This is a genomic window from Leisingera daeponensis (assembly GCF_019801465.1).
GTDB classification, from domain to species: domain Bacteria; phylum Pseudomonadota; class Alphaproteobacteria; order Rhodobacterales; family Rhodobacteraceae; genus Leisingera; species Leisingera daeponensis_A.
In genome coordinates this window covers 317,619-340,937 of the sequence record NZ_JAHVJA010000002.1, presented here as the reverse complement: position 1 = coordinate 340,937, position 23,319 = coordinate 317,619, and the positions used below count along the sequence as shown (strand labels likewise).

The 23,319-nt window shown below is 66.9% G+C and carries 27 protein-coding genes; 15 read left to right on the top strand and 12 right to left on the bottom strand.

Going from position 1 to position 23,319, the window contains the following annotated elements; translation table 11 throughout:
• Positions 1-148 precede the first annotated feature (148 nt).
• From KUV26_RS06465 to KUV26_RS06455, 3 genes are all read left to right on the top strand, one after another.
• On the top strand, positions 149-562 hold the full coding sequence (locus tag KUV26_RS06465; protein WP_019298576.1) for an Hsp20 family protein: 414 nt from the start codon (positions 149-151) through the stop codon (positions 560-562).
• Between the two features lie 5 nt (positions 563-567).
• Complete coding sequence (locus KUV26_RS06460) at positions 568-792, top strand: DUF1150 family protein (protein ID WP_222504607.1); 225 nt, start codon at positions 568-570, stop codon at positions 790-792.
• Positions 793-923: 131 nt separating this feature from the next.
• Complete coding sequence (locus tag KUV26_RS06455; protein ID WP_222507748.1) at positions 924-1,808, top strand: PhzF family phenazine biosynthesis protein; 885 nt, start codon at positions 924-926, stop codon at positions 1,806-1,808.
• A 10-nt stretch (positions 1,809-1,818) separates the two neighbouring features.
• Here the strand turns inward: KUV26_RS06455 and KUV26_RS06450 are convergent, their stop codons facing one another.
• Positions 1,819-2,616, bottom strand: a complete 798-nt coding sequence (locus tag KUV26_RS06450; protein ID WP_261399760.1) for a DUF1206 domain-containing protein — start codon at positions 2,614-2,616, stop codon at positions 1,819-1,821.
• Positions 2,617-2,946: 330 nt separating this feature from the next.
• On the opposite strand from KUV26_RS06450, the gene KUV26_RS06445 reads away from it, so the two are divergent.
• Together KUV26_RS06445 and KUV26_RS06440 are read left to right on the top strand one after the other, a co-directional pair.
• Positions 2,947-3,306 (top strand): PRC-barrel domain-containing protein, encoded by a 360-nt coding sequence (locus tag KUV26_RS06445; protein ID WP_222507746.1) that lies wholly within the window; start codon positions 2,947-2,949, stop codon positions 3,304-3,306.
• 384 nt (positions 3,307-3,690) lie between these two features.
• Positions 3,691-4,923, top strand: a complete 1,233-nt coding sequence (locus KUV26_RS06440) for a 50S ribosomal protein L11 methyltransferase (RefSeq protein ID WP_222507745.1) — start codon at positions 3,691-3,693, stop codon at positions 4,921-4,923.
• Between the two features lie 95 nt (positions 4,924-5,018).
• Here KUV26_RS06440 and KUV26_RS06435 read toward each other — a convergent pair whose 3' ends face one another.
• The 4 genes from KUV26_RS06435 to trxB all read right to left on the bottom strand — a co-directional run bounded on the left by KUV26_RS06435 (position 5,019) and on the right by trxB (position 10,379).
• The gene (locus KUV26_RS06435) at positions 5,019-7,094 is read right to left on the bottom strand and encodes a bifunctional sulfate adenylyltransferase/adenylylsulfate kinase (RefSeq protein WP_222504602.1); all 2,076 of its coding nucleotides are present in this window, start codon (positions 7,092-7,094) and stop codon (positions 5,019-5,021) included.
• A gap of 234 nt (positions 7,095-7,328) precedes the next feature.
• A complete protein-coding gene (locus KUV26_RS06430; RefSeq protein WP_222507744.1) occupies positions 7,329-9,008 on the bottom strand; it encodes an adenylate/guanylate cyclase domain-containing protein in 1,680 nt (559 codons plus the stop codon).
• A gap of 90 nt (positions 9,009-9,098) precedes the next feature.
• Positions 9,099-9,431, bottom strand: coding sequence for a hypothetical protein (locus tag KUV26_RS06425; RefSeq protein WP_222507743.1), 333 nt, complete (start codon positions 9,429-9,431; stop codon positions 9,099-9,101).
• Positions 9,432-9,437: 6 nt separating this feature from the next.
• Entirely contained in the window at positions 9,438-10,379 is a 942-nt protein-coding gene (gene trxB / locus KUV26_RS06420; protein ID WP_222504599.1) for a thioredoxin-disulfide reductase, read from the bottom strand.
• 239 nt (positions 10,380-10,618) lie between these two features.
• Here trxB and KUV26_RS06415 point away from each other — a divergent pair, with 239 nt between their 5' ends.
• Complete coding sequence (locus KUV26_RS06415) at positions 10,619-11,119, top strand: Lrp/AsnC family transcriptional regulator (protein WP_222507742.1); 501 nt, start codon at positions 10,619-10,621, stop codon at positions 11,117-11,119.
• Positions 11,120-11,170: 51 nt separating this feature from the next.
• On the opposite strand, the gene KUV26_RS06410 is transcribed toward KUV26_RS06415, so the two are convergent.
• The 5 genes from KUV26_RS06410 to lgt form a co-directional block, all read right to left on the bottom strand.
• Positions 11,171-11,953, bottom strand: a complete 783-nt coding sequence (locus tag KUV26_RS06410) for a Hint domain-containing protein (RefSeq protein WP_222507741.1) — start codon at positions 11,951-11,953, stop codon at positions 11,171-11,173.
• 278 nt (positions 11,954-12,231) lie between these two features.
• Entirely contained in the window at positions 12,232-12,366 is a 135-nt protein-coding gene (locus tag KUV26_RS23550; RefSeq protein WP_261399758.1) for a hypothetical protein, read from the bottom strand.
• Between the two features lie 288 nt (positions 12,367-12,654).
• Positions 12,655-13,410: a peptidoglycan editing factor PgeF gene (gene pgeF / locus KUV26_RS06405; RefSeq protein ID WP_222504596.1), complete on the bottom strand. Its 756-nt coding sequence runs from the start codon at positions 13,408-13,410 to the stop codon at positions 12,655-12,657.
• On the bottom strand, positions 13,407-14,474 hold the full coding sequence (locus tag KUV26_RS06400) for a class I SAM-dependent methyltransferase (RefSeq protein ID WP_222507740.1): 1,068 nt from the start codon (positions 14,472-14,474) through the stop codon (positions 13,407-13,409). Before KUV26_RS06400 ends, pgeF begins: the two co-directional genes overlap by 4 nt.
• Positions 14,471-15,370 carry a prolipoprotein diacylglyceryl transferase gene (lgt, locus tag KUV26_RS06395; RefSeq protein ID WP_222507739.1) on the bottom strand — a complete coding sequence of 300 codons (900 nt, stop codon included), beginning with the start codon at positions 15,368-15,370 and terminating at the stop codon, positions 14,471-14,473. Before lgt ends, KUV26_RS06400 begins: the two co-directional genes overlap by 4 nt.
• A 97-nt stretch (positions 15,371-15,467) precedes the next feature.
• On the opposite strand from lgt, the gene KUV26_RS06390 reads away from it, so the two are divergent.
• The 6 genes from KUV26_RS06390 to KUV26_RS06365 all read left to right on the top strand — a co-directional run bounded on the left by KUV26_RS06390 (position 15,468) and on the right by KUV26_RS06365 (position 19,487).
• A complete protein-coding gene (locus KUV26_RS06390) occupies positions 15,468-15,713 on the top strand; it encodes an accessory factor UbiK family protein (protein ID WP_222504593.1) in 246 nt (81 codons plus the stop codon).
• A gap of 217 nt (positions 15,714-15,930) precedes the next feature.
• The gene (locus KUV26_RS06385; protein ID WP_222504592.1) at positions 15,931-16,482 is read left to right on the top strand and encodes a 2OG-Fe(II) oxygenase; all 552 of its coding nucleotides are present in this window, start codon (positions 15,931-15,933) and stop codon (positions 16,480-16,482) included.
• A gap of 363 nt (positions 16,483-16,845) precedes the next feature.
• Positions 16,846-17,346, top strand: coding sequence for a YbjN domain-containing protein (locus KUV26_RS06380; protein ID WP_222504591.1), 501 nt, complete (start codon positions 16,846-16,848; stop codon positions 17,344-17,346).
• 39 nt (positions 17,347-17,385) lie between these two features.
• Entirely contained in the window at positions 17,386-18,201 is an 816-nt protein-coding gene (gene proC, locus KUV26_RS06375; protein WP_222507738.1) for a pyrroline-5-carboxylate reductase, read from the top strand.
• A complete protein-coding gene (locus KUV26_RS06370) occupies positions 18,194-18,532 on the top strand; it encodes a tRNA-binding protein (RefSeq protein ID WP_222504589.1) in 339 nt (112 codons plus the stop codon). Before proC ends, KUV26_RS06370 begins: the two co-directional genes overlap by 8 nt.
• A gap of 1 nt (position 18,533) precedes the next feature.
• On the top strand, positions 18,534-19,487 hold the full coding sequence (locus KUV26_RS06365) for a 2-hydroxyacid dehydrogenase (protein WP_222507737.1): 954 nt from the start codon (positions 18,534-18,536) through the stop codon (positions 19,485-19,487).
• Positions 19,488-19,517: 30 nt separating this feature from the next.
• On the opposite strand, the gene KUV26_RS06360 is transcribed toward KUV26_RS06365, so the two are convergent.
• Together KUV26_RS06360 and KUV26_RS06355 are read right to left on the bottom strand one after the other, a co-directional pair.
• On the bottom strand, positions 19,518-19,763 hold the full coding sequence (locus KUV26_RS06360) for a hypothetical protein (protein ID WP_261399757.1): 246 nt from the start codon (positions 19,761-19,763) through the stop codon (positions 19,518-19,520).
• Between the two features lie 53 nt (positions 19,764-19,816).
• Positions 19,817-20,419, bottom strand: coding sequence for a thymidine kinase (locus KUV26_RS06355; RefSeq protein WP_222504587.1), 603 nt, complete (start codon positions 20,417-20,419; stop codon positions 19,817-19,819).
• Positions 20,420-20,787: 368 nt separating this feature from the next.
• Here KUV26_RS06355 and KUV26_RS06350 point away from each other — a divergent pair, with 368 nt between their 5' ends.
• The 3 genes from KUV26_RS06350 (at position 20,788) to KUV26_RS06340 (ending at position 23,316) form a co-directional block, all read left to right on the top strand.
• Positions 20,788-21,252 (top strand): hypothetical protein, encoded by a 465-nt coding sequence (locus KUV26_RS06350; RefSeq protein ID WP_222504586.1) that lies wholly within the window; start codon positions 20,788-20,790, stop codon positions 21,250-21,252.
• Positions 21,245-21,934 carry an arsenical resistance protein ArsH gene (gene arsH, locus KUV26_RS06345; RefSeq protein ID WP_222507736.1) on the top strand — a complete coding sequence of 230 codons (690 nt, stop codon included), beginning with the start codon at positions 21,245-21,247 and terminating at the stop codon, positions 21,932-21,934. The genes KUV26_RS06350 and arsH overlap by 8 nt, the downstream gene beginning before the upstream one ends.
• 668 nt (positions 21,935-22,602) lie before the next feature.
• Positions 22,603-23,316, top strand: a complete 714-nt coding sequence (locus KUV26_RS06340; protein ID WP_222507735.1) for a trypsin-like serine peptidase — start codon at positions 22,603-22,605, stop codon at positions 23,314-23,316.
• Positions 23,317-23,319 lie beyond the last annotated feature (3 nt).

The window sequence follows — 23,319 nt, the reverse complement described above, 5'->3', positions numbered from 1 at the left end:
GGTGAAGATACTTCGTTAAAGGCTTTTCCGCTAGACCTATGGGCACATGGTCTTGTGAATCCAAAAAGAACTTCCCATATTCTTGGGGAAGCGGCTGCCGGAAGCGGGGCCGCGGTTTTCCGTCGCTTTGGCATAAAGGACGAACAGCGTGTCGAAACTAACCTTGGGCTCTTACCCGCATATGCTGGGGTTCGAGCAGCTTGAACGCCTCCTGGAACGCTCGGCCAAGTCGGGCAACGAAGGCTATCCCCCCTACAATATCGAACAGACATCAGACCATTCCTACCGCATCACCCTGGCCGTGGCGGGGTTCGCCGAAGAGGACCTGGCGATCACCGTCGAGGACCGCCAGCTGGTGATCCGCGGCCGCCAGCGCGACGACAGCGAGGGGCGGGTGTTTCTGCACCGCGGCATCGCGGCGCGCCAGTTCCAGCGCATGTTCGTGCTGGCCGACGGCGTCGAAGTCGGCGAGGCGGTGATGGAGAACGGGCTGCTGCATGTGGACCTGACCCGTGCGCGGCCGGAAACTGTGGTCCAGACGATCAGTATCAGAAAGGGGTAAGAGCAATGCATACACCGTTTGACTTCAAGGATGCCGGCAACCGGACCGTCTATGTGAAGGCGGTTGCGGTGGCGGATCTTCCCAAAGAGGTGCAGGCCAGCGCCGGCGGGCGGGAGCAGCTTTATGCTGTGCACGACGCCGAGGGCGGCCAGCTGGCGCTGGTGGCCGACCGCCGCCTCGCCTTTGTGCTGGCGCGGCAGAACGACATGACGCCGGTGCCGGTGCATTAGGCGCCCGCCGCAGGGCGCGGTCCGCAGCCCTGTGCAGGGCCGGCGGATTGACTTCGGGCATTTGTCCCACAAGATGCAGGAGGCGGGCGCAGGCCCGCCTTTTTTGATGCCTCGCAAACCGGGAGATGCAAATGGCGCGTTATGATTTCGACTGGGTGGATGCGTTTTCGGCCCATGCCTTCGGCGGCAACGGCTGTGCGGTGGTGCATGAGGGCGCGCATCTGCCGGAGGCGGTCTGCACCGCCTATGTGCGGGAGACCTCGCTGGTGGAATGCACCTTCACCGGCCCGTCGCAGGTGGCGGACGTCAAGGTGCGCTATTTCCTGGCCAGCCGCGAGATCCCCTTTGCCGGCCATCCGACCATCGCCACGGTGGCGGCGATGCGCGACCGCGGGCTGATCGCGGGTGAGAGCATCACTTTGGAAACCGGCGCCGGCATCGTACCGGTGCGGCTGGACGGTGATCTGATCGAAATGACCCAGGTGGCGCCGGAGTTCGGCCCCTTTGCCGATCCGGCACAGGTGGCGGCGGCGGTGTCGCTGCCGGTGGAGGCCATCGTCGGACGGCCGCAGAAAGTGTCCACCGGACTGCCGTTCTGCATCACCGTGCTGAAGGACCGCGCGGCGCTGGAGGCGGCGGAGCTGAACCTGGAGGCGCTGGCCGCATTGGGCAAGTCGCTGGGCGCCGACGGCATCGACATGATGGAGCCGTTCCTGGTGACGCTGGAGGGGGCGACAGCGGAAGGCGACACATTCTCGCGCCTGCTGATGGCGCCGCCGAGCCCGCCGGAGGATCCTTTCACCGGTTCCGCCACCGGCGCGATGGCGTCCTATCTCTGGCGCCACGGGCTGATGGACAAGGCGGAATTCACCGCCGAGCAGGGCCACGGCATGGGCCGCCCCGGCCAGGCGCGGGTGGCGCGGGTCGGCCCGGCGGACGCCATCGAAGGCGTGCGGGTCGCGGGCGAGGGGTTTGTGCTGATGCGCGGCACCGTGGATCTGCCGGACACGGTCTGAAGCCGCCGTCTCACCCCCGCGGCTGCGGCGCGTTCAGCATATCGCTGAGGGACCGGATGCCCCGGTCATCTGCCTTTGGCACGATGCGCCAGGCCGCGTTCACAAAACACACCAGGGCAAAGGCCAGCAGCCCAAGGCACAGCAGGGTGACCAGTATCTGGCCGTATGTTTTGTCCTGCAGCCAGTCGAAGGCGGTGCCTAGGCCGCCGGCCTGGCTGCGCGAGGCAAGGAAGGCCGCCTGCGCCATCAGCAGGCCGATGATCCCGATCGCAATGCCATGCGCCGCCACGCCGGCCTTCAGGGCCATGTTCAGATGCACGGTGGCCGGGTTGCCCTTCAGATGGCCGCGGTATCCTTCGGTCCAGGCCTTGTGCAGATAGTAGCCGCCCGCGATGATGGTCAGCCCGCCGGCAAGTCCGGCCATGGCCTGGCCGCCGGGCGCGGCAAGCAGGCGGTCGAGCATCTGCGACTTGCCGGTGTCATTGGCGCGCCCGAACATCACCGTGATTGCCAGCACCCCGAGGCCAAGATGGATCAGGCCGGTGGTGATCATGCCGGCCCGCGCGGTCAGGCCCTTGAGATCGCTTCCGTAGTCTTCGAGGTCCCAGATGCAGTCCACGGCGCGCCAGACTGCGTAGGCGAACATGCCAAGGGCGATCAGCACCAGAACAGCAAAGCCGGCGCCGCCCTGCAGGCGTCCCATTGCCTCCTCGGTGCCCTTGGCGTCGCCGCCCTGCCAGATTGACCAGAGCGAGAGGGAGGCCACCAGAAGGTAGACCAGTCCGCGTCCGGCGTAGCCGGCCCGCATGATGGGAACTGCCCAGGCGAAATCGCCGGGCGGGGCCGGCGCTTGCGGTGGTTTCCCGGGGCGGGCAGGCGGAGCGGAGGGGTGCGGCATGCCGGGCCTTTCAGGTTAGCGCGGGTTCATCAGGCGGGGCGGAAACGCGTGACGCGGCGGAAAGTTCCCGCTGCGGCCTGCCGCGCCCGGCGGAAAAGCGCCGCCCTTCGGCACCGCAAACCCCGGCTATGTCACAGATGAATGACGCCTGACGCGGAGGGTGGCAGGCTCGGTCTCTGTAACGAGTTGGAAACTGTGCGGTGAGTGCCATTGCACATCGTTAATGAGGAGGACTGCCAGATGAAGACGGCTCAGCCGGATTCGCAAGCTGCCCTTGTCGCGTCCCAGGACGTGACAGGGGCCAAGGTTTACAGCCGCAATCACGAACAGGTGGGCGACATCGGCCATCTGATGATCGACCAGCATTCGGGCAAGGTCGCCTATGCTGTCATGACCTTCGGCGGCTTCCTGGGGATGGGAGAAGAGGAGCAAGCCATCCCCTGGAACAGTCTCCGCTATGACGCGGGGCTGGATGGCTACGTGACCGATATCACCCCGGAACAACTGCAGAATGCACCTGAACGGCCCCGCGGCTGGGAGCGGGACCGCCAATATGGAACCCGGGCGCATGATCACTTCGGGGTTCCCTACTACTGGTAGGGGGGCTGCCCGGCCGGGGACCGGCGCGGCCATCCTGCAGCCCATTGCGGATCGCCGCTTGCGGCGAAAAATGCGCGGCCATCGCGGGGCTGATCAAGAAAACCCGGGCTCTCATGAAAGCGGCATCGGGGATGGCTGCACTGCCGCGCTGACCGGCGCGGCGCAGGCGGCCGGGGGGCGGGCCGCGGGCGAGGGCTTTGTGCTGCTGCGGGGCATGGCGGATCTGCCGGGCAGGCCGCAGGCCTTTCGGTGGAGGCACCGCCTGTGCAGCGGCCGCTGCGGTATCCGGACGGGGCCGGAGGCGCTTTGTCTTTACCGAATTTTAGAAGCGGATGGCGGATAGTCGGAAAAACCGCATTTGCTTCAAAATAAGGAAAGTAAAAGTTGCTTCAAAATCAAGCGCCGCATCCGTCTCAGTCCGGCCCCCGTCAGGATCCGCTGGACGCAGACGAGCTGGTCCGGCTGGCAAAGTCGCAATCTCTGGCTGACGGCGGGGTCCGGACGTCGGAGATTCTGGCGGACGCGCTGGCGAGGGATTCCCGCCATCACGAGGCGCAGGTGCTGCAGGAGCGGCTGCACCAGATGTTCGTGCCCCGCTGGCATTTCCCGATGCTGGCCGACCGGGCGCGCAACCAGGCCTATGCCAGGGCCATCGCGGCCAAGGTGAGGCCGGGGGACGTGGTGCTGGATATCGGCTGCGGCGCCGGGCTGACGGCGATGCTGGCGGCGCGGGCCGGGGCGAAGCATGTCTACACCTGCGAGCAGCAGCCGCTGATCGCGCAGGCGGCGGAGCGGGTGATTGCCGCCAACGGCCTGAGCAGCCGGATCACGGTGCTGCCGAAGTGGTCGCATGACATCGTGATCGGGGAAGACATGCCGGAACCGGCCGATGTGGTGATTTCCGAGATCGTGGACACGGTGCTGCTGGGAGAGGGGGCGCTGGCGACCCTGACCCATGCCATGGCCGTTCTCGCCAAGCCGGAGGCCCGTGCGGTGCCTGAGCGGGGCACGCTGCTGGCGCAGCCGGTGGAAAGCCGCGGGCTGCTGGACCTGTGGCGGCCGCAGGAGGCGGAAGGCTTCGATCTGAGCGCGTTCCACCGCTTTGCCCGGGTGGCCCAGCTGACGCCCAATGATCTGGCGGCCTGCAGGCTGAAGCCGCTGGCGGCGCCTGCCGGGCTGTTCCGGTTTGATTTCGCCAGGCCCACGCTCGATCCGGCGCGGGTTGCGCGGGAGCTGGCCTGCACGGAAGCGGGCACCATCCATGCGGTATGCGCCAGCTTCGAAATGCAGCTGGCTCCCGGCATTCTGGTGGCGAACGGGCTGCAGTCGGGCGGCCATTGGGGGCGCACCGCCTATCTGCTGGATCAGCCGGTGGCTGCCGCGGCGGGCGACCGTCTGCGCGTCACCGCCCAGCATGATGCCGCGCAGCTGAGCCTGAGCATTGACGGGCTGACCCCGCGCGCCGCGGATGCGGAGCCTGCGGCGCTGTGGATGACCCGCGGCTGGACGGGGGCGCCGCCGGTGCTGGCGCGGGGCGGAGCGGAAGCCCCGGCAGGCGCGGCCTGGGCGCCGCCGAAGGCCGCGCCGCCGGAAGGCGGGGCGCAGCCGTACCACTAGGCCGCGGCCGGGGCAGGGCGGCCCCGGCGCTGCGCGGAACGGAAAACGGCCCGCCGGATGGCGGGCCGCTCTAGTTTCGCGCCGGGGTGTCAGGCTCAGGCCTTGATCAGGCCCATGCTTTCCAGCTTGAGCAGCACCTGGTGGGCGCAGTTGTCGACGTCGACGTTCTCGGTCTCAACCACCAGCTCGGCGTTCTGCGGCACGTCGTAGGGGTCGGAGATGCCGGTGAACTCCTTGATCTTGCCTTCGCGGGCCAGCTTGTACAGGCCCTTGCGGTCGCGGCGCTCGCATTCCTCGATAGAGGTGGCAACGTGCACTTCGACAAAGGCGCCGAACTGTTCCACGTCCTCGCGCACGGCGCGGCGGGTGGTGGCGTAAGGCGCGATCGGGGCGCAGATGGCGATGCCGCCGTTCTTGGTGATCTCGGAGGCCACATAGCCGATGCGGCGGATGTTGAGGTCGCGGTGCTCTTTCGAGAAGCCCAGCTCGCTCGACAGGTTCTTACGAACGATGTCGCCGTCCAGCAGGGTCACGGGGCGGCCGCCCATTTCCATCAGCTTGACCATCAGCGCGTTGGCGATTGTGGATTTGCCGGAGCCGGAGAAGCCGGTGAAGAACACGGTGAAGCCCTGCTGGGCGCGCGGCGGCTTGGTCTTGCGCAGCTCGGCCACGACCTCGGGGAAGGAGAACCACTCGGGGATCTCCAGGCCTTCGGCCAGGCGGCGGCGCAGTTCGGTGCCGGAGATGTTGAGGATGGTGACGTTGTCCTTGTCCTCGATCTCGTCCGCGGGCTCGTACTGGGCGCGCTCCTGCACATAGACCATGTGTTTGAAGTCGACCATTTCGATGCCCATTTCGCCCTGGAACTCGCGGAACAGGTCCTGCGCGTCATAGGGGCCGTAGAAATCTTCACCGGCAGAGTTCTTGCCCGGGCCTGCGTGGTCGCGGCCGACGATGAAATGGGTGCAGCCGTGGTTCTTGCGGATCAGGCCGTGCCAGACCGCCTCGCGCGGGCCGGCCATGCGCATCGCCAGGTTCAGGAGCGACATCGAGGTGGTGGCGGCCGGGTATTTGTCCAGCACCGCCTCGTAGCAGCGCACGCGGGTGAAGTGGTCGACGTCGCCCGGCTTGGTCATGCCGACCACCGGGTGGATCAGCAGGTTGGCCTGGGCTTCGCGCGCGGCGCGGAAGGTCAGCTCCTGGTGGGCGCGGTGCAGCGGGTTGCGGGTCTGGAAGGCGACGACCTTGTTCCAGCCGACCTTGCGGAAATAGGCGCGCAGTTCGTTCGGGGTGTCGCGGCGGGCGCGGAAGTCATAGTGGACGGGCTGCTGGATGCCGGTCACCGGGCCGCCCAGGTAGACCTTGCCTGCGGTGTTGTGCAGGTAGTTCACTGCCGGGTGGGCATCGTCATCGGCGCCGAAGACCTTCTCGGCCTCTTTCGCCTTGTTCGGCACCCAGTTGTCGGTGACGGTCATGGTGGCGAGGATCACGCCTTCCTGGTCGCGCAGGGCAATGTCCTGGCCCGCTTCCAGCTTGGATGCGAAGTCCTCGGACACGTCCAGGGTGATCGGCATCGGCCACAGCGAGCCGTCGGTCAGGCGCATGGTGTCGACGACGCTGTTGTAGTCGGCCTCGGTCAGGAAGCCCTTCAGCGGGTTGAAGCCGCCGTTCATCAGCAGTTCCAGGTCGCAGATCTGGCGCGGGGTCAGGTCCCAGCTGACCAGGTCGGCTGCTTCGACCTTCAGTTTCTGGGCGCTTTCGTAGGAGACATAAAGCTCAGGAATCGGAGCCAGGTTGCTTTGCATCGGGTTGGTCCTGTGTTTGAGAGGAGGTAGGCCGCTAGCGGAGCCGGTGAGTTCCGCATGCAGCGCGTTGTATTCTGCGAGCTTGCGGGCAAGGAATTGATCGGTGAGCCGCACTTTTTCCGCCGCGCCGCGGGTGGTCAGCGAATAGGCGAACCGCTGCCGCTTGTCCGGGCCGGGGCGGGCGCTGATGGCGATCAGGCCGCTGTCCGCCGCCTGCCGCAGCAGGGTGTTGAGCCGCCCCAGCGAAATCCCCACCGCCGCAGCGGTCGCGCGCTGCGAGGCGTCCGGCGCCGTGTCGAGCTGGCGCAGGAGGCGGAACAGCAGGTCTTCGCCGTCCGGGTTGGATATGGATGCGGGGTCGGTCACGGGCGCAGCAGTAGGGTCAGCAGGTTAAAAGTATGTTCACGCGTGAACGCATTGCATGGTTCGGCCCGGTTGCAAAGGGTGAATTGGCAGGAAGTGGCGATTTATTGCCGCGTTGCAGGGCTGCAACGACTGCGGCCGCGCGGCCGATTGTTCTGCCGCGGCGTGCCGGGCCGGATGGCTGGCGCGGGGCGGCGCGGCGCGGCAAACAGGCGTTTTGCGCTTCGGGCCCCCGGCCTAACGCTGTTCTCCCGCCAGGGTCCGGGGCAGGGCGGCGGCAAATTCGACCGGCAGCGCCTCCAGCGGCCGGGAAACGCCGCGCAGCCGGAAGGTTTCCAGCGGCAGATGGCCCGAATCATACCCCGCGGCCTCCAGCACCCGGGCTGACACCAGCAGTTCGACGCCCAGCTCCTTGGTCTTGGCCTCGAGGCGGCTGGCGGTGTTGACGCTGCCGCCGATGATGGTGCGCGGGGCATGGGCGGCGCTGCCGATTTCGCCCAGCACCAGTTCGCCCAGATGCACGCCGATACCGATGCGGACCTCGGGCTCGCCGTCGGCGTTCAGCCGCGCGTTGAAGTCCTGCAGCGCGTCGCCGATGGCGGCGGCGGCGTCCAGCGCGGCGGCGGCGGAGCGGGCGGGGGAGGGCGCCTCGAACAGCGCCAGCAGCCCGTCGCCGAGGTATTTGTCCACGGTGCCGCCGGCGCCGGTGATGGCGGGCACGATGGCGTCGAAGAAGCGGTTCAGCAGGAACACCACGTCATAGGGCAGCTGGCCGGCAGTGCGGGCGGTGAAACCGCGCATGTCGAGGAACAGCACCGCCAACTGCTGTTCGCTGCCCTGGCTGGCATGGGCGCGGCCCTTGCGGCCGTCGGGGCGGAACAGGCGGGTGACGGTCAGCGGCGCCTGCGGGCGGATCTGGCAGGCCAGCCGCATGTTGGCGGGGGCCTTGACCCGTTCCAGGCTGCGGGCCTCGGGCGGTTCCGGCGGCGGCAGATGCTCGCCGCCCTCATCCACCACCACGCGGCAGGTGGTGCAGCGGCCCTTGCCGCCGCACAGCGAGGTGTGCTGGACGCCGCCCGCGCGCGACATCTCCAGCAGCGTCATGCCGCGCTCGGCCCGGATTTCGGGGCCGAAGGCATAGCGGATGGTGACCGCGCGGCGGCGGCGGATGAGCTTGCGCAGGAGGTAGACGGCGGCGGTGAGGCCGAGCAGCGCAAAGAAGGCCCACAGCCACAGGCGTTCGGCCGCAAACATCTGGGCAAAGGCCTGCTGGCTGGGCCAGTTGAAATTCTCCATCAGCGCCGCGCGCTCGGTGCCCTCGACGAACAGCCCGTAGATGCGGCGGCCCTCGGTCAAAAGGCCCGCAAAGGCAAAGCCGGGGATGAAGACGGCCAGACCCGCCATCCAGGGCACCAGCGGGCGCCACCAGCGGGTCAGCCGCAGCCAGTAGTGCAGCCCCATGCAGCCGTGGATCCAGACCGCCAGCAACAGCAGGCTTTGCTGCCAGATTTCGGGGGAGTTCCACATCAGCACGATCTGATAGGGCATCTCGTCGTTGGTGCCGTAGATCTCGTGCGAGTAGCGGGTGAAGACGATATGGGCCAGCAGCTGCAGCGGGATCAGCAGGCCGAGCGCGGTCTGCAGCGCCTCGCCCCAGCGCATCCGCAGGGACCGGCGGCGGGCCAGGTTCCACAAGGCAAGGCCTGCGTGCAGGATCAGCGCGGCATAAAGGATCAGGCTGCCCAACAGGCTGCGGGTAATCACCTGGCGGGCGTCCTGAAACGCATCCATCCATGCGGGCGAGATCAGGCCGAGGCCGATGTTGATGAAGTGAAAGAAGGCGAAGGCCAGCAGCACCAGGCCGGTTGTGATCCGGGTGCGGGTGATCCAGTTGCCCTGCCAGAGCGCGCTTGCCACCCTGGTCCTCCTGTGTCGCTGCCTCCGGGAGCAGACTGCGGGGCCGCGGGGGCGGGGTCAATGCCCGGTTGCAGGCGGGAGCAGGGGCGGTTAGCCCTCCAGCCCCCAGCCGTCCGGCGCAAAGCCGTGGGCAAGGGCGGCGCGGGTGGCCAGCTCCTCGCCGATCCAGATGCCGGTGGCCGAGATGATCTGGTCCGGCAGGGTGGCGGCCAGATAGGGCGGGTCTTCGCCTTCGGCTTCGAAGAACGCACAGGCAAAGCCTTCGCGGCTCAGCTCCTCGGCCAGCGGGCGCCAGTCGGCGCCGGCGCGGGCGGGGACGAAGAAGTAATCCACGTCCGCCACCTCCGGCAGGCCGTGTTCGGCCTGCAGATCCTTGAATGCCGCAACGGTTCCGGCCCGCTGCGCGTCGAAATCATGCGGCATCCGGGGTTACTCCTGCTCGGCCAGGAAACGCTCGGCATCGAGCGCGGCCATGCAGCCCATGCCGGCCGAGGTGACCGCCTGGCGGTACTTGTGGTCGGTCAGGTCGCCGGCGGCATAGATGCCGGGGATCGAGGTCTCGGTGGAGCCCGGCTTCACCTTGACGTAGCCGCCGTTGTGCAGCTCCAGCACGTCCTTGACCAGTTCGTTGGCAGGGGCGTGGCCGATGGCGACAAAGACGCCCTTGCAGGGGATTTCCTTCAGCTCGCCGGTCTGCACGTTCTTGACCACGACGCCCTCAACCCCCAGCGGGTTGTCGGTGCCGACGACCTCTTCGAGGGTGTGGAACCACAGGGTTTCGATCTTTTCGTTCTTGAACAGGCGGTCCTGCAGGATCTTCTCGGCGCGCAGCTCGTCGCGGCGGTGGATCAGGGTCACCTTGGAGGCGAAGTTGGTGAGGAACAGCGCCTCTTCCACGGCGGTGTTGCCGCCGCCGATCACCACAATCTCCTGGCCGCGGTAGAAGAAGCCGTCACAGGTGGCGCAGGCGGAGACGCCGAAGCCCTTGAACTTCTCTTCGCTTTCCAGACCCAGCCATTTGGCGCGGGCGCCGGTGGCCAGGATCACCGCGTCGGCGGTGAAGGTGGTGCCGCTGTCGGCCTTGGCCACGAACGGGCGGGCGGAGGTGTCGAGCGAAGTGATGTAGTCGCCGATCACCTCGCAGCCCATCGCCTGGGCGTGCTCCTGCATCTTGATCATCAGGTCGGGGCCCTGCACCTCGGTGAAACCGGGGTAGTTCTCGACCTCGGTGGTGGTGGTCAGCTGGCCGCCGGGCTCGATGCCCTGTACCAGGATGGGCTCCAGCATGGCGCGGGCGGCATAGACCCCTGCGGTGTAGCCGGCCGGCCCGGAGCCGATGATCAGAACCTTGGTGTGGCGCGTCTCGCTCATGTTCGTCCCTTACGTAAGCAGCATGGCGGGCTTGCCGCCGTCAGGAAATGCATATAGCGGCAGGACCCGCTGGCTTAAACCCCCAGCCTTTGCATGCCGCGGGATACAGAAAGCGCCTGCGCGGCGGTCTTAAAGGCTTGCACATTCGACATGCAAAGAATATTGCGCGGCGATGAAACAATATTGCGCGGCCCGGTGGCGGTGCTATAAGAAACGCAAATCTCACAGGAGTTTCTGGCATGGTCACAACCCGTCTTGATCCGATTGATCGCAAGATTTTGTCGGAGCTTCAGGCCGATGGGCGGATGACCAATGTCGAGCTGGCCAAGCGGGTCGGTATTTCGGCGCCGCCCTGCCTGCGCCGGGTGCGGGCGCTGGAGGAAGCCGGGCTGATTCACGGCTACCACGCGGATGTGAATTCCCGCGAGCTGGGCTTTGAGGTGCAGGTCTTTGCCATGGTGGGGCTGGAGAGCCAGGCCGAGGCGGAGCTGAGCGCCTTCGAAGAGAAATGCCGCGGCTGGCCGCTGGTGCGCGAGTGCCACATGCTGAACGGCGAGGTGGATTTCATCCTGAAATGCGTCTCCCCCGACCTCAGCACCTTCCAGAGCTTCCTGACCGGCGAGCTGCTGACCACGCCCAATGTGGCCAGCGTCAAGACCTCGCTGGTGATCCGCGGCGCCAAGGACGAGCCTGGCGTGCCGTTCGAGGTGCTGGAGGAGCGGCTGGCGCGCGAGGCCTGAGGCCTGCCCGGAAGCCTGCACGGGCGGGCGTTTCCGCCCGCCGGTCCTGAACTACAGAATGGCAGGCCCCGGCTGGCTGGCGCTGTCGGCGCGGGGAAAGGCCAGCGGGCCGAAGCCCTGGATGCTGTCGGCGTGGGCGAACAGGTTCAGAAACAGTGTCTTGATCGCGTAGCTCGCCAGTTTCAGCGCATCCGGCCCCGGGTGGTAGGTCTCGAACGCCAGGCCGCCGACAGTGATCACCGCGTGCCGCGGCAGGCAAAGATGGCAGAGATCGACCGGCGCAGGCGGCGCGGTCTCGAAGATGCTCATGCCGTCCTGGAACTCCGATGCCAGGGTCAGCAGCTGCCCGTCGCCGCAGCCCTGCATGTGCGGCGGCGTCCGCAGCAGGCGCGCGGCGGGGCCGGCCACCAGGCTGGCGGAGGGTTTCTGCAGCCCCAGGCTGTCCGCCATGAAACTGGTCAGGGTGCAGCCGCGGGAGCGGCTGCCGCCGCGTCCGGGCAGCACGCTGGTGCGGCCGATCCACAGCAGCGGCTGGCTGCCGCCGTCCCGGGTCAGGATTTCGTCGCCGGGCAGCAGGTCCTCGACCGCGATCGGGCCCTGAGCGGTTTCCACCAGCGAGCCGCGGGTGAAGGCGCTGAAGGCGTTCTCGAACAGCGGCAGGGCCGGAGCGATGTGGCGGGTTTCCGAAATGCCGCCGCCGGGCAGCAGGCAGCTGACCTCGTAGCGGCGCAGCTGCGGTTTGTTCGCGCTGCGCAGCGCAGCGGGATCCTGCAGGATTGCAGTGGCCTCGACGGCATTGGCTGCAGCCCTGTGCAGCGACTGGGGGATGGTCATGACAGCAGACCTCTCCTTTCAAACTGCCCGCTTGCATCGGCCCCCACCGGCAACGCAGACGTGCTTGAGCGATATGATGTGCCCAAAATGGCAGGATTTAATTCGAATTGTCAAAAATTCCGGAGCAAACTGGTTAACGCCCCGGCCGGCTCGGGGCGGCCGCGCTGACGCAGCATCAGCAGGCTGCCGGATCAGGCCGGTTGGATGCCCCGTCGACGGCTGGCCGGGCTGGCGCGGCTGCGCCAGGGGGGCCGCTTCCGGGGCATCCGTCCCCGGCGTTAACCCAGTTTCCGTACCGCCTCCTGGAGCTGCACCCGGCCGCGGCGGCGGCGGGCGGCAACCCAGGGCAGGGTTACGGTTTCGCTCTTGGCAGAGCGGGTGATGGAAGCAATGAAACGCTTGTTCAATTTCATGGTCGGTCCGTCCTTCGCCCGGCAGCTGCACCCGCGTCGCCGGGCGGCTGCTGTGTTTATTGGTCTGACCCGTTTATGAGTAATCTTTGCGCCCGGATTATGACCCGCAGGGGGCATTTCCGGCCCGGCCCTGCGCGTGCCTGCCGCCTGCCGCCGAACTTGGGCGGCGCGGCAGGTGGCTGATTTCAAACGGGAAAGTCAAACGGCCCCGGGCGGCTTCTGCAGCGGCAGCAGGGAATGCGGCGGAAATTCAGAAAATCCGCCACAATTGCGCGGGTTAACGGGGCCTTAAAGCCGGATGCAGGAGATCAGGCGGCCGTAGTCGGCTTCTTTCGCGTGGGTGGCGCGGCGGTAGGAGAAAAACTTCTCGGCATCGGAATAGGTGCAGTAGCGGTTCCATTCCGCGGCGCCGATGCCGGCCTGGCGCAGCTTGTGCAGGCCAAGGCCCGGCAGGTCGAACAGGTAGCGGTCGCCTTCGCCGCTGGCGAAGAAACGGGCGAAGCTTTCGTCCTGCATCATGAAGTCGTCGAAGAATTCCGGGCCGACTTCATAGGCGCGCTGGGAAATGGTCGGGCCGATCACCGCGGCGGTGTTTTCGCGCCGCGCGCCGAGGCTTTCCATTGCCTCCAGCGTGGCCTCCAGCACCCCGTCGAGGGTGCCGCGCCAGCCCGCGTGGGCGGCGCCGATGACGCCGGCCGCGGGGTCCGAGAACAGCACCGGCTGGCAGTCGGCGGTCAGGATCGACAGGGCTAGGCCGGGGACGTTGGTGACCATCGCATCGGCGCGCGGGCGCTCCGGCGAGGGGCCGGTGATCACCTGCACATCGGCGCTGTGGACCTGGTGCACGGCGCTGAGGTTCTCCGGCGGCACCTCCATCGCGGCGGCCACGCGGTTGCGGTTGATCTGCACCGCCTCGCGCTGGTCGGTGGAGCCGAGGCCGCAGTTCAGCCCTCTGTAGATGCCGGAGGACGCGCCGCCCTTGCGGGTGAAAAACCCGTGCCGCACCGGGGCAAGCAGATCGGACGTGAGGATTTCAAGCGTCATGGATTCAATCCTGGCAAAGGGGTGGTCTGAGGCGGGTAGAGGCCAAGCACTTTGAACAGGTTTCCCATTTCGCCGGGGTGCGTCAACCGCCGATGTGCGGCGGCCAGGGAGTCCAATGTCTCGCCCTGCAGCGGGGCGGCCAGGGCGCGGGCGCGGTCGGTGATGCCGAGCCGTTCCAGGAACACGCCCTGCGGGGTGAGGCGGGTAAAGGCGCAACCTGCGGTTTTTGCAGCCATTGCCAGCGCCTCGAAGTCCACATGCGCGGTAAGGTCGGCCTCGCCCGGGGATTGCAGCGGATCGGCGGGTTCATGCGCGCGCAGGGCCTGCAGGGTGTCGCCGAGCGCCCGCCAGTCGCCGTAGTCCACGATCAGCGCCGCGCCGCCATGGGCCGCGATTCGGGCGGCGATGGCCTGGGTGATGGGGGCGGCGGCTTCGCAGATCTCGACCAGATCGCCCTCCTGCGTGTCGGCCAGCCGGTGGTCCAGCGCGGGCTGCGGCGCGGCGGGGCTGAGGCCGAAGCTGAGGGCGCCGTCCGTGAGGCCGATGCGCTTTTCGCTCCAGCCGCCGCCTGCGCGGAGGAACTGGCGGATGGGCAGGGCGTCGAAGAACTCGTTTGCCGCCAGGAGCAGCGGCTGATCGGGCAGGGCGTCCGCCGTGTCCAGCCATTCCGGCGCGTAGCCTTCCAGCGCCTTGGCCTGGGCCGCGCGCAGGGCGGGGGAGGCTTCGATCAGGCGGATCTGCATCGCGGCATGGAAGCCGGGCACGCCGCGGGTGGCGCGCAGCAGGTCGGCCATCAGGGTGCCGCGGCCGGGGCCGAGTTCTGCCAGCGTGAAGGGGGCCGGGGCGCCCTGGTCGAGCCAGGCCTGCGCCAGGGCGAGGCCGATCAGCTCGCCGAACATCTGGCTGATTTCCGGCGCGGTGGTGAAATCGCCCTTGGCGCCCAGCGGGTCGCGGGTGGTGTAATAGCCGAACTTCGGATGCAGCAGGCAGTCCGCCATGTAGTCCGCCACCGACAGCGGGCCATCGGTGCGGATGCGGGCGGTGAGATGACCGGTCAGGCTCATGCCGTGCTCCGGGCGGCGCGGCGGGCGCGGATCAGGAACCAGAGGCCGATGGCGATCATCGGCAGAGACAGCGCCTGGCCCTGGGTCAGGCCGATGCCGTCAATTTGCCAGGCCAGCCCCAGCGGGTTTCCGGGGGTGACGAACTGCGCATCCGGCTGGCGGAAGAATTCAACGATGAAGCGGGCCAGCCCGTATCCGGCCAGGAACACGCCCAGCAGGCGGCCCGGGGTGTGAAAGGCATTGCGGCGCCAGGCGAGATACAGGAGGAGGGCGCCGAGGATCAGCCCCTCCATCAGCGCTTCATAGAGCTGCGAGGGGTGGCGGGCACAGAGCGCCCCCAGGGCCTGGCCGCAGTCCTGCGCCGCCTGGCCGGGGAAGGCGACGCCCCAGGGCAGGTCTGTCGGGCGGCCCCACAGTTCGGCGTTGACGAAATTCGCCAGCCGCCCCAGCAGCAGGCCGGGCGCCACGGTATGGGCGACGAGATCGGCGATCTGCAGCTTCGGGATGCCGTGGCGGGCGGCATAGATCAGGGTTGCAATGATCACACCGATGAGGCCGCCGTGAAAGGCCATGCCGCCCTGCCAGATCTTCAGGATCTCCGCCGGGTTCGCCAGGTAGTAGGCCGGCTGGTAGAACAGCACGAAGCCGAGCCGCCCGCCGAGGATCACGCCGAGGATGATCCAGGTCAGCAGATCCTCCACCTGCCCGGGCTCCATCGGCGGCTGCTGCCCGGGCCACAGGCCGGGGCGGCGCAGCGCGGCCACGGCCAGGCGCCAGGCGATGACGATGCCCGCGATATAGGCCAGCGCATACCAGCGCAGGGCGAATTCGAAGGAGCCGAGGGAGATCGAGAAGATCTCGGGCGAAAGTTCGGGGAATTGGATCATGGCCTGCATGTGCGTCTGAATGCCTCTGCTGTCCGGGGGAAGTCAACGGCTTGCAGCCGCGGCTTTGCTTGCCCATATAGAGGCCAAGCCTGACACGGAGAAGACGATGCAGACCCGCAACAAGATCCTGGACGATATTTCGCAGCTGATGACCAACGCGATGGGCGTGGCCCAGGGCGCGCGGGACGAGGCCGAGACCGCGATGAAAAGCATGATCGACCGCTGGCTGGCTGACCGCGATTTCGTCACCCGCGAGGAATTCGACGCGGTGCGCGCGATGGCGCAGAAGGCGCGCGAGGAGAACGAGGCGCTGAAGGCCCGTCTGGACGCGCTGGAGGCGGCCAAAAAGTAAACGCGCCGGTCCGGTGCGGATGCAGCCTGCCGCAGGAGGGCCTGCGGCGGGCTTTTTTGCGGCATCTGCCTGGCGGGCGGTCTGCGCTGGGTGCATGGCTGGCCTGCGGGGCTGTGGATAAAAACAGGTCGCTTTCCGCCCGCATGGTCGAAAACCGCGCAGCGCGGGCTGCGGCTTCCGGTACATGCTGCCGCTGCTGCAACAGAAGGATGGTGGCATGGTATCTGTCTATTCGGTGCCCGGGGCGTTCAGCGCGCAGGAATGCGCGGAGATCATACGCAAGGCGGAAGTGGAGCCGGACAGCGAGGCGCTGCTGGTGGGTCAGACCCGCGATCACAACCTGCGCCGGGCCAGCGTGGTGTGGCTGGACGATGTGCCCGGCACCGGCTGGGTGATGGACCGGCTGATCTCATTGGTGCGCCGGGCCAACAAGGAGCGCTTCGGATTTGACCTGCGCGAGTTTGCCGAAAGCCCGCAGGCGGCCAGCTACAAGGCCAAGGACAGCGGCCATTTCGCCTGGCACTCGGACATCGGCGACGGGCCGGTGGCGGGCAAGCGCAAGCTGAGCCTGATCGTGCAGCTGAGCAAGCCGGGCTCATATGACGGCGGCGACCTGGAGATCATGCCGGGCGCCCATGTGGTGTCGGCCAGCCGGCTGCAGGGCAGCGCCACGGTGTTCCCCAGCTTCCTGCTGCATCAGGTGACCCCGGTCACCCGCGGCGAGCGCAAGTCGCTGACGGTCTGGGCGCACGGGCCGGCCTTCCGCTGACAAGGGACGGAGCGCCGCTCCGCCAGTGCTGATGTGATTGCGCCGCCCCCTGCCGCCCCGCCGGCAGGGGGCGGCTGCTTTTGCGGGCTGCGGAGGATCCGCGAAATCCGGGAAAACGGCCCCGCACGGGTTTACGCCGCAGCCGCCGCCGGCCATAGTCGCGAAGCCGGCATTTAGGGGGCTGTGGATAGTTCGTCCACAAGTTATTGCAGATATCCCCAAAATAAAGGGTTGCCAGATAACCTTTTCAGCTCCACCATATCTAGTATGGGAGCGGGGATGCCTCCCCGGCCCCTAGCATGAAAACCTAGCTATAGGGCGCCTTTGTGCCCTGGTGCGCTAGGCAAAAAGAGAGGTGGCATCATGGCACTATCCGAGCTTCACCTGGAAGAAGACGTCCATCCGATCGACATCGTTGAGACCCTGGCGTCGCACCACGATTGGGACTTCGACAGGGTCGGGGACGACCAGATCGCGATGTCGGTGGAGGGGCAGTGGCGCACCTATTCGCTGACGCTGGCCTGGTCGGGCTATGAGGAATGCCTGCGGCTGGTCTGCAGCTTCGAGATGGAGCCGCCGGAGGCGGAGCTGCCGCGGCTTTATGAACTGATCAACTGCATGAATGACCAGTGCTGGGAGGGCTCCTTCACTTATTGGGCCGACCACAAGCTGATGCTGTTCCGCTACGGGCTGATGCTGTCCGGCGGCCAGATGGCCAGCCCGCAGCAGATCGACGCGATGCTGAACGCGGCGGTGGCCAATGCCGAGCGCTACTACCCGGCGATCCAGCTGGCGGTCTGGGGGCAGCGCAGTCCCGAGCAGGCGATGCAGGTTGCCATTGCAGAGGCCTACGGGCGGGCGTAAACCTTGCCCCGAACCTGACAAACCAAGGGGAGGGGTTTCATGGAGATGGCGGATATTGCCGCGCGCGGGCTGGTGCTTCTGGGCTGCGGCAAGATGGGATCGGCGATGCTGGCCGGATGGCTAGAGCGCGGTCTGCCCGCAACGTCGGTCTGGGTGATCGATCCGCGCCCGTCGGACTGGCTGAAGAACACCGGCGTCAACGTGAACGCCGAGCTGCCGGCCGCGCCGGGCATCGTGCTGATCGCGGTGAAGCCGCAGATGATGGGCGAGTCGCTGCCGACGCTGCAAAGCTACGGCAACGGGCAGACGCTGTTCATTTCGGTGGCGGCGGGCACCTTGATCGCGACCTATGAGGACATCCTGGGGGCAGAGACCCCGATCGTGCGGGCGATGCCGAACACGCCGGCCGCCGTGGGGCGGGGCATCACCGCGCTGATCGGCAATGCCCGTGCCGGCGATGCCGACCTGGAGCGCACCGAGGCGCTGCTGCAGGCCGTCGGCCAGACCGTGCGGCTTGACAACGAGGGCCAGATGGATGCCGTCACCGGCGTCAGCGGCTCCGGCCCGGCCTATGTGTTCCACCTGATCGAGACGCTGGCGGCCGCGGGCGAGGCGCAGGGGCTGCCGGCGGAGCTGGCGATGAAGCTGGCCAAGGCGACGGTGGGCGGCGCAGGCGCGCTGGCGGAGGCGGCTGAGGAAAGCCCCGGCCAGCTGCGCATCAATGTGACCAGCCCCAACGGCACCACCCAGGCCGCTTTGGAGGTGCTGATGGACGAGGGCAACGGCTTCCCGGCGCTTTTGAACCGCGCGGTGGCAGCGGCCACCAACCGCTCCAAGGAGCTGTCGCGTGGCTGAGATCAGCTTTGACGATTTCATGAAGGTCGACATCCGCGTGGGCGAAGTGGTCCGCGCGGAGCCGTTTCCTGAGGCGCGCAGGCCGGCAATCAAGCTGTGGGTCGATTTCGGGGAAGAAATCGGCGTAAAAAAGAGCTCAGCGCAGATTACGGCGCATTACATGCCGGAAACGCTGGTGGGCAAGCAGGTTCTGGCCGTCGTAAACTTCCCGCCGCGGCAGATCGGCAAGTTCATGTCAGAGATCCTGGTGCTGGGCCTGCCGGATGAAAACGGAGAGATATTCCTGGCCGGGCCTGATGGAAAGGTCCCGCTGGGCGGGAGGATGCACTGAGATGAAGATCTGGATTGCGCGGCCGATGACGGCAGCGGTTACGGCACGGGCGCGGGAGGCCTTTGCCGATCTGGAAATCCGTGAGACCAACGCGGTGATGAGCGAGGCGGAGATGCTTCGGGCTTTGTCCGAGTTCGACATCGTCGTGCCGACGCTGGGCGACAAGTTTTCGGCGGAGATCTTTGCCAAGGCGGGCACGCCCCGCTGCAAGCTGCTGGCCAACTTCGGGGTCGGCTACAACCACATCGACGTGGAGGCCGCGCGGGCGGCGGGCGTCGAGGTGACCAACACGCCGGGCGCGGTGACCGATGCCACCGCCGATATCGCGATGACGCTGATCCTGATGTCGGCGCGCCGCGCGTCCGAGGGCGAGCGGATGCTGCGCAAGGGCGACTGGCAAGGCTGGCACCCGACCCAGATGCTGGGTCTGCATGCCACCGGCAAGCGCGTCGGCATCGCCGGCATGGGCCGTATCGGCCAGGCGATTGCGCGGCGCTGCCATTTCGGCTTCGGCATGGATGTGTCCTACGTGGCGCGCTCGGATAAGGATCTGGACTTTCCGGCGGACCGGGCCGAAAGCCTGATCGCGATGGCCGGGCAGGTGGATTTCCTGGTGGTGGCGGTGCCCGGCGGCGCCGAGACCTATCACCTGATCAACGCCGAAGTGCTGGGCGCGATGCAGCCGCACGCCCATCTGATCAACATCGCCCGCGGCGAAGTGGTGGAAGAGGCGGCGCTGATCGAGGCGCTGCAGCAGGGCCGCATCGGCGGGGCGGGCCTGGATGTCTATGAGTTCGAGCCGAAGGTGCCGCAGGCGCTGATCGATCTGGACAATGCCACCCTGCTGCCGCATCTGGGCACCGCCACCGAGGAGGTGCGCAGCAACATGGGCCATATGGCGCTGGACAATGTCGCGGCCTATCTGGCCGGGGAAGCCTTGCCCAACCGGGTCTGAGACCGCGTGAAGATCTGAGCCCGGCGGGGCTCAGACATCCTTGGGCTTGTCGTTGCGGTCATCCCACGCGGGGTCGTCGCGCTTGATCCTGCGGGTCAGAAAGGCGCCTGCCGGCCAGGCGGCCAGGGCGGCGATGACCGCGCAGACGGCGATCGACTGCCAGGAGTAGAAACCAAGAGTGAATGCGGCGATGATGAGGGCGCCTGCGATGCAGGCGCCTGCCAGGCTGGCCATGTGAAAGCGCAGCTTTCCGGCCAGCGGGTCGCGAACAGTCATGACGGCCTCCTTTGAAACGCTCGAGGCAGTATAGCATGGTTCGGCCGGACGGCTTACTCCGCGGCTTTGCCGCTGCGCAGATCGCCCGCCGCTTCGCGCCAGTGGCGGCGGCAGAGCGAGACATAGGTTTCATTGCCGCCGATCTGCACCTGCTCGCCCTCGGTCATGACCCGGCCCTGGTCGTCCTGGCGCACCACCATCGTGGCCTTCTTGCCGCAATGGCAGATGGTGCGGACCTCGCGCATCTCGTCGGCCAGGGCCAGCAGGGTGGCGGAGCCGGGGAACAGGTTGCCCTGGAAATCCACCCGCAGCCCGTAGGCCAGCACCGGCACCCGCAAATCGTCGACGACGCGGGCCAGCTGCCAGACCTGACCGGGTTCCAGGAACTGGGCCTCATCCACGAAAATCGCCGCCAGCGGGCCGCGCGCCAGGCGCTGTTCGATGCGGGCGAAAAGGTCGTCGCCGGCGGAGAACATCTCCGCGTCCTCGCCGATGCCGATGCGGGAGGCGATCCTGCCGGTGCCGGCCCGGTCGTCCAGCCGCGCGGTCAGCAGGTAGGTTTCCATGCGGTTTTCGCGGTAGTTGTGCGAAGCTTGCAGCAGCACCGTCGACTTGCCCGCGTTCATGGTCGAGTAGTTGAAGTAGAGCTTGGCCATGGCGGCGGGTTTACCCGCAGAAGCCCCCGGGGGAAACCGGTTTCTTGGCGGCTGCGGGCGTGCCGAGCGGCGCGGGAAGGCCCGCCGGGGCTGACGCGGCCAGGGCGGAACAAAACCCTGAAAAGCGGCCATCGCCAAATGCCCCGGAGAGCGCAAGTTCCGGGCAGACCAATTACCCTGAGAGCAGGCCGTCACTCACTCCGCCCTGCTTTGCACTGGACAACAAGTGCCAATTGCACCATGTCACTAGCTAAATCCCTGAAAACCTGAGGGATGGATAAGGTATCGCAATTCCTCTACAACTCAGAAATGGGAAAACAATCAGTTCGTTCCCCCAAGGGGCGGCGGGCGAGCCAGGTAGGACGTATATGGCTGAAATCGGGACGTATCTGAAGAAGCACACCGAAGCGCTGGTGAAGGATGTCGGTATTGAGGCCGCCTGCCAGATCACCGGCAAGTCGAAAGCAACGCTGGGGCGCTATTATTCGGATAATGACGAGCACGCCGACCGGTTCATGCCGGTGGATGCGGTGGCCAAGCTGGAAAGCGCGTCATCCTATCCGCACGTGACCTCGGCGCTGGCGGATCTGAAGAACATCACGCTGTCCTACAACGGCAACGGCACCGCCGAGGAAACCGGCCGCAGCGGCGGGGTCAATGCCGATGTGATCGCGCTGAGCCAGCGCTTTGCCCAGCTGATGTGCGAATACCAGGCGGCAATGGAAGACGGCATCATCACCGTCAATGAAGCAAAGCGCCTCCTGCGGGAGACGGTGCTGCTGCAGCAGGTGCTGCTCGACATGAAACTGCACCTGGAAGAAGAGAGTGCCTGACAGCCTTGACCTGAGCGGCCTGCCCGGAATTGCGGAGGGGCTGCTGCATCCGGTTGACGTCGATCTGCTGGCCGCACCGGGCGATCCCCGCCACCCGCCCCGGATTCTGCTGCTGTACGGCTCGTTGCGGGAGGTCAGCTATTCCCGCAAGGCGGCGGAGGAGGCGGCGCGGGTGCTTCGGGCCCTCGGCTGCGAGACGCGGATCTTCAACCCTTCGGGCCTGCCGCTGCCCGACGATGCCGGCGCGGCGGAGCATCCCAAGGTGGCGGAGCTGCGCGAGCTGGCGGTGTGGTCCGAGGGCATGGTCTGGTCCAGCCCGGAGCGCCATGGCGCAATGACAGGCATCATGAAGCTGCAGATCGACTGGCTGCCGCTGTCGCTGCAGGGCGGCATCCGCACCACGCAAGGCAAGACCCTGGCGGTGATGCAGGTGTCGGGCGGCTCGCAAAGCTTCAACGCGGTGAACCAGATGCGCATCCTGGGCCGCTGGATGCGCATGGTGACGATCCCGAACCAAAGCTCGATCCCCAAGGCGTGGCTGGAATTCCAGGAAGGCGACCGCCTGCCCGACGGCCCGTTCTACCGCCGCCTGGTGGATGTGATGGAAGAACTGGTGAAATTCACCTGGCTGGTGCGCGGCCGCAAGGACTATCTGACGGACCGCTATTCCGAACGGGTGTAAAGCGCCGCGGACGTGCACAAGCGGGTCTCGCAGAAATAGGCCGGGGCGGGGGCCCCGGACCCGGTTGAGGAAAGCCCCGGCAGTGCCGGGGCTTTTGTGTCAGATCAGCGGGATCAGCGGCACATCGCAGGCGGCCAGGGCCAGCAGGGCAGTCAGATACAGCGTGAGGCGCATTCAGGCTCTCCGTTCAAAGGGATTTCCCATCCTTGCCGCAGGCTAACCGGAGGCGCAAGCGCAAGGCGCGGTGAATTGCCGGGCGAACCCGGGTTTTGGGATTCTCCCGCAGCGAGTGGCGTCCGGTTAAGCAATTGGGCAGCGGAGATTCCGGTCTTTAGGCATTTGTTAAGGCTCATTTGTGCCGCAATTGGGCTGCGAAGTTACCGGCAGCGCCCGGAATCCCGTAAAAGCAGCGAAAACAGCGGATCTTTCTCCTAACGAAACAGATTGGATTTTTCCGTGTTTTTAGGGGGATTTTCTGAAAATTGACAGCGCCAGTTAAGTAAATAAGGCGTTTATGCCCGCGCGCTCCGGCAAAAGGCGTCCTTGTTAACCTTTTGTTAAGCCTGCCACAATCTGCGCATCTTTCTGCCAGCGCGGCTCCAAAGCGGGCCGCATTCCAGCCGCAGGGCTCACCGACCATGGCGATGTGGGATCATGGAGTGTGAGACATGAGACGTTTGATTGGAATTGCCGCTGCCCTTGTCATCGGATGCAGCGCTGGCGCTGCCGCAGCAGGCGGGCAGGGCGCTGCCGGGCAAGCCGTTCCCGGCTGGGAGGCGGTCGGCCGCCTGAACATCGGCGGCCGGGCCATGTGCACGGCGACGCTGATCGCGCCGGACCTGGTGCTGACCGCGGCCCATTGCATGTATGACATCCGCCACGGCCGCCAGGTGAACCCGCGCAGCATCAAGTTCGAGGCGGGCCTCAACGGCCGCCAGTCCAAGGCGGCCCGCAGGGTGGCCAGGGCGGTGATCCACCCCGGCTACCGCCACGGCCAGACCAGCCAGTTCCAGACCGGCACCGATATTGCCGTGCTGCGCCTGGACCGGGCCATCAGCGGCGATGTCGTCCGCCCCCTGTCGCTGGCCGCAGCGCCGGAAAAGGGCGCGCAGGTGGATGTGATGTCCTATTCGCACAGCCATGCCACCCGGCCGCGGCTGCAAAGCGCCTGCCAGGTGATTGCAGCGCGCCAAAGCTCGGTCATTACCACCTGCCGGGTCGAATACGGCGCGTCCGGCTCTCCGGTGCTGCAGACCCGGCCGGGCCGCATGCCGAAGCTGGTGTCGGTGATTTCCTCCAAGGCGCAGATGGGCGGCAAACGCGTGTCGCTGGCAGCACCGCTGGGGCATGATCTGCAGAAGCTGATCGGCCAGGCGGGCTAGGGC

Excerpts from the sequence above, each read along its gene's own strand:
- KUV26_RS06450 (WP_261399760.1), bottom strand. The coding sequence starts at position 2,616 with ATGCGGGCCGGCTACGCCGGACGCGGACTGGTCTACCTTCTGGTGGCC.
- KUV26_RS06380 (WP_222504591.1), top strand. The coding sequence starts at position 16,846 with ATGGCACTATCCGAGCTTCACCTGGAAGAAGACGTCCATCCGATCGAC.
- KUV26_RS06340 (WP_222507735.1), top strand. The coding sequence starts at position 22,603 with ATGAGACGTTTGATTGGAATTGCCGCTGCCCTTGTCATCGGATGCAGC.
- KUV26_RS06445 (WP_222507746.1), top strand. The coding sequence starts at position 2,947 with ATGAAGACGGCTCAGCCGGATTCGCAAGCTGCCCTTGTCGCGTCCCAG.
- KUV26_RS06455 (WP_222507748.1), top strand. The coding sequence starts at position 924 with ATGGCGCGTTATGATTTCGACTGGGTGGATGCGTTTTCGGCCCATGCC.
- KUV26_RS06390 (WP_222504593.1), top strand. The coding sequence starts at position 15,468 with ATGCAGACCCGCAACAAGATCCTGGACGATATTTCGCAGCTGATGACC.
- KUV26_RS06400 (WP_222507740.1), bottom strand. The coding sequence starts at position 14,474 with ATGAGCCTGACCGGTCATCTCACCGCCCGCATCCGCACCGATGGCCCG.
- KUV26_RS06350 (WP_222504586.1), top strand. The coding sequence starts at position 20,788 with ATGGCTGAAATCGGGACGTATCTGAAGAAGCACACCGAAGCGCTGGTG.
- proC (WP_222507738.1), top strand. The coding sequence starts at position 17,386 with ATGGAGATGGCGGATATTGCCGCGCGCGGGCTGGTGCTTCTGGGCTGC.
- KUV26_RS06355 (WP_222504587.1), bottom strand. The coding sequence starts at position 20,419 with ATGGCCAAGCTCTACTTCAACTACTCGACCATGAACGCGGGCAAGTCG.
- KUV26_RS06385 (WP_222504592.1), top strand. The coding sequence starts at position 15,931 with ATGGTATCTGTCTATTCGGTGCCCGGGGCGTTCAGCGCGCAGGAATGC.
- KUV26_RS23550 (WP_261399758.1), bottom strand. The coding sequence starts at position 12,366 with ATGAAATTGAACAAGCGTTTCATTGCTTCCATCACCCGCTCTGCCAAG.
- trxB (WP_222504599.1), bottom strand. The coding sequence starts at position 10,379 with ATGAGCGAGACGCGCCACACCAAGGTTCTGATCATCGGCTCCGGGCCG.
- lgt (WP_222507739.1), bottom strand. The coding sequence starts at position 15,370 with ATGCAGGCCATGATCCAATTCCCCGAACTTTCGCCCGAGATCTTCTCG.
- KUV26_RS06365 (WP_222507737.1), top strand. The coding sequence starts at position 18,534 with ATGAAGATCTGGATTGCGCGGCCGATGACGGCAGCGGTTACGGCACGG.
- KUV26_RS06460 (WP_222504607.1), top strand. The coding sequence starts at position 568 with ATGCATACACCGTTTGACTTCAAGGATGCCGGCAACCGGACCGTCTAT.
- KUV26_RS06415 (WP_222507742.1), top strand. The coding sequence starts at position 10,619 with ATGGTCACAACCCGTCTTGATCCGATTGATCGCAAGATTTTGTCGGAG.
- pgeF (WP_222504596.1), bottom strand. The coding sequence starts at position 13,410 with ATGACGCTTGAAATCCTCACGTCCGATCTGCTTGCCCCGGTGCGGCAC.
- KUV26_RS06360 (WP_261399757.1), bottom strand. The coding sequence starts at position 19,763 with ATGACTGTTCGCGACCCGCTGGCCGGAAAGCTGCGCTTTCACATGGCC.
- KUV26_RS06410 (WP_222507741.1), bottom strand. The coding sequence starts at position 11,953 with ATGACCATCCCCCAGTCGCTGCACAGGGCTGCAGCCAATGCCGTCGAG.
- KUV26_RS06425 (WP_222507743.1), bottom strand. The coding sequence starts at position 9,431 with ATGCCGCATGATTTCGACGCGCAGCGGGCCGGAACCGTTGCGGCATTC.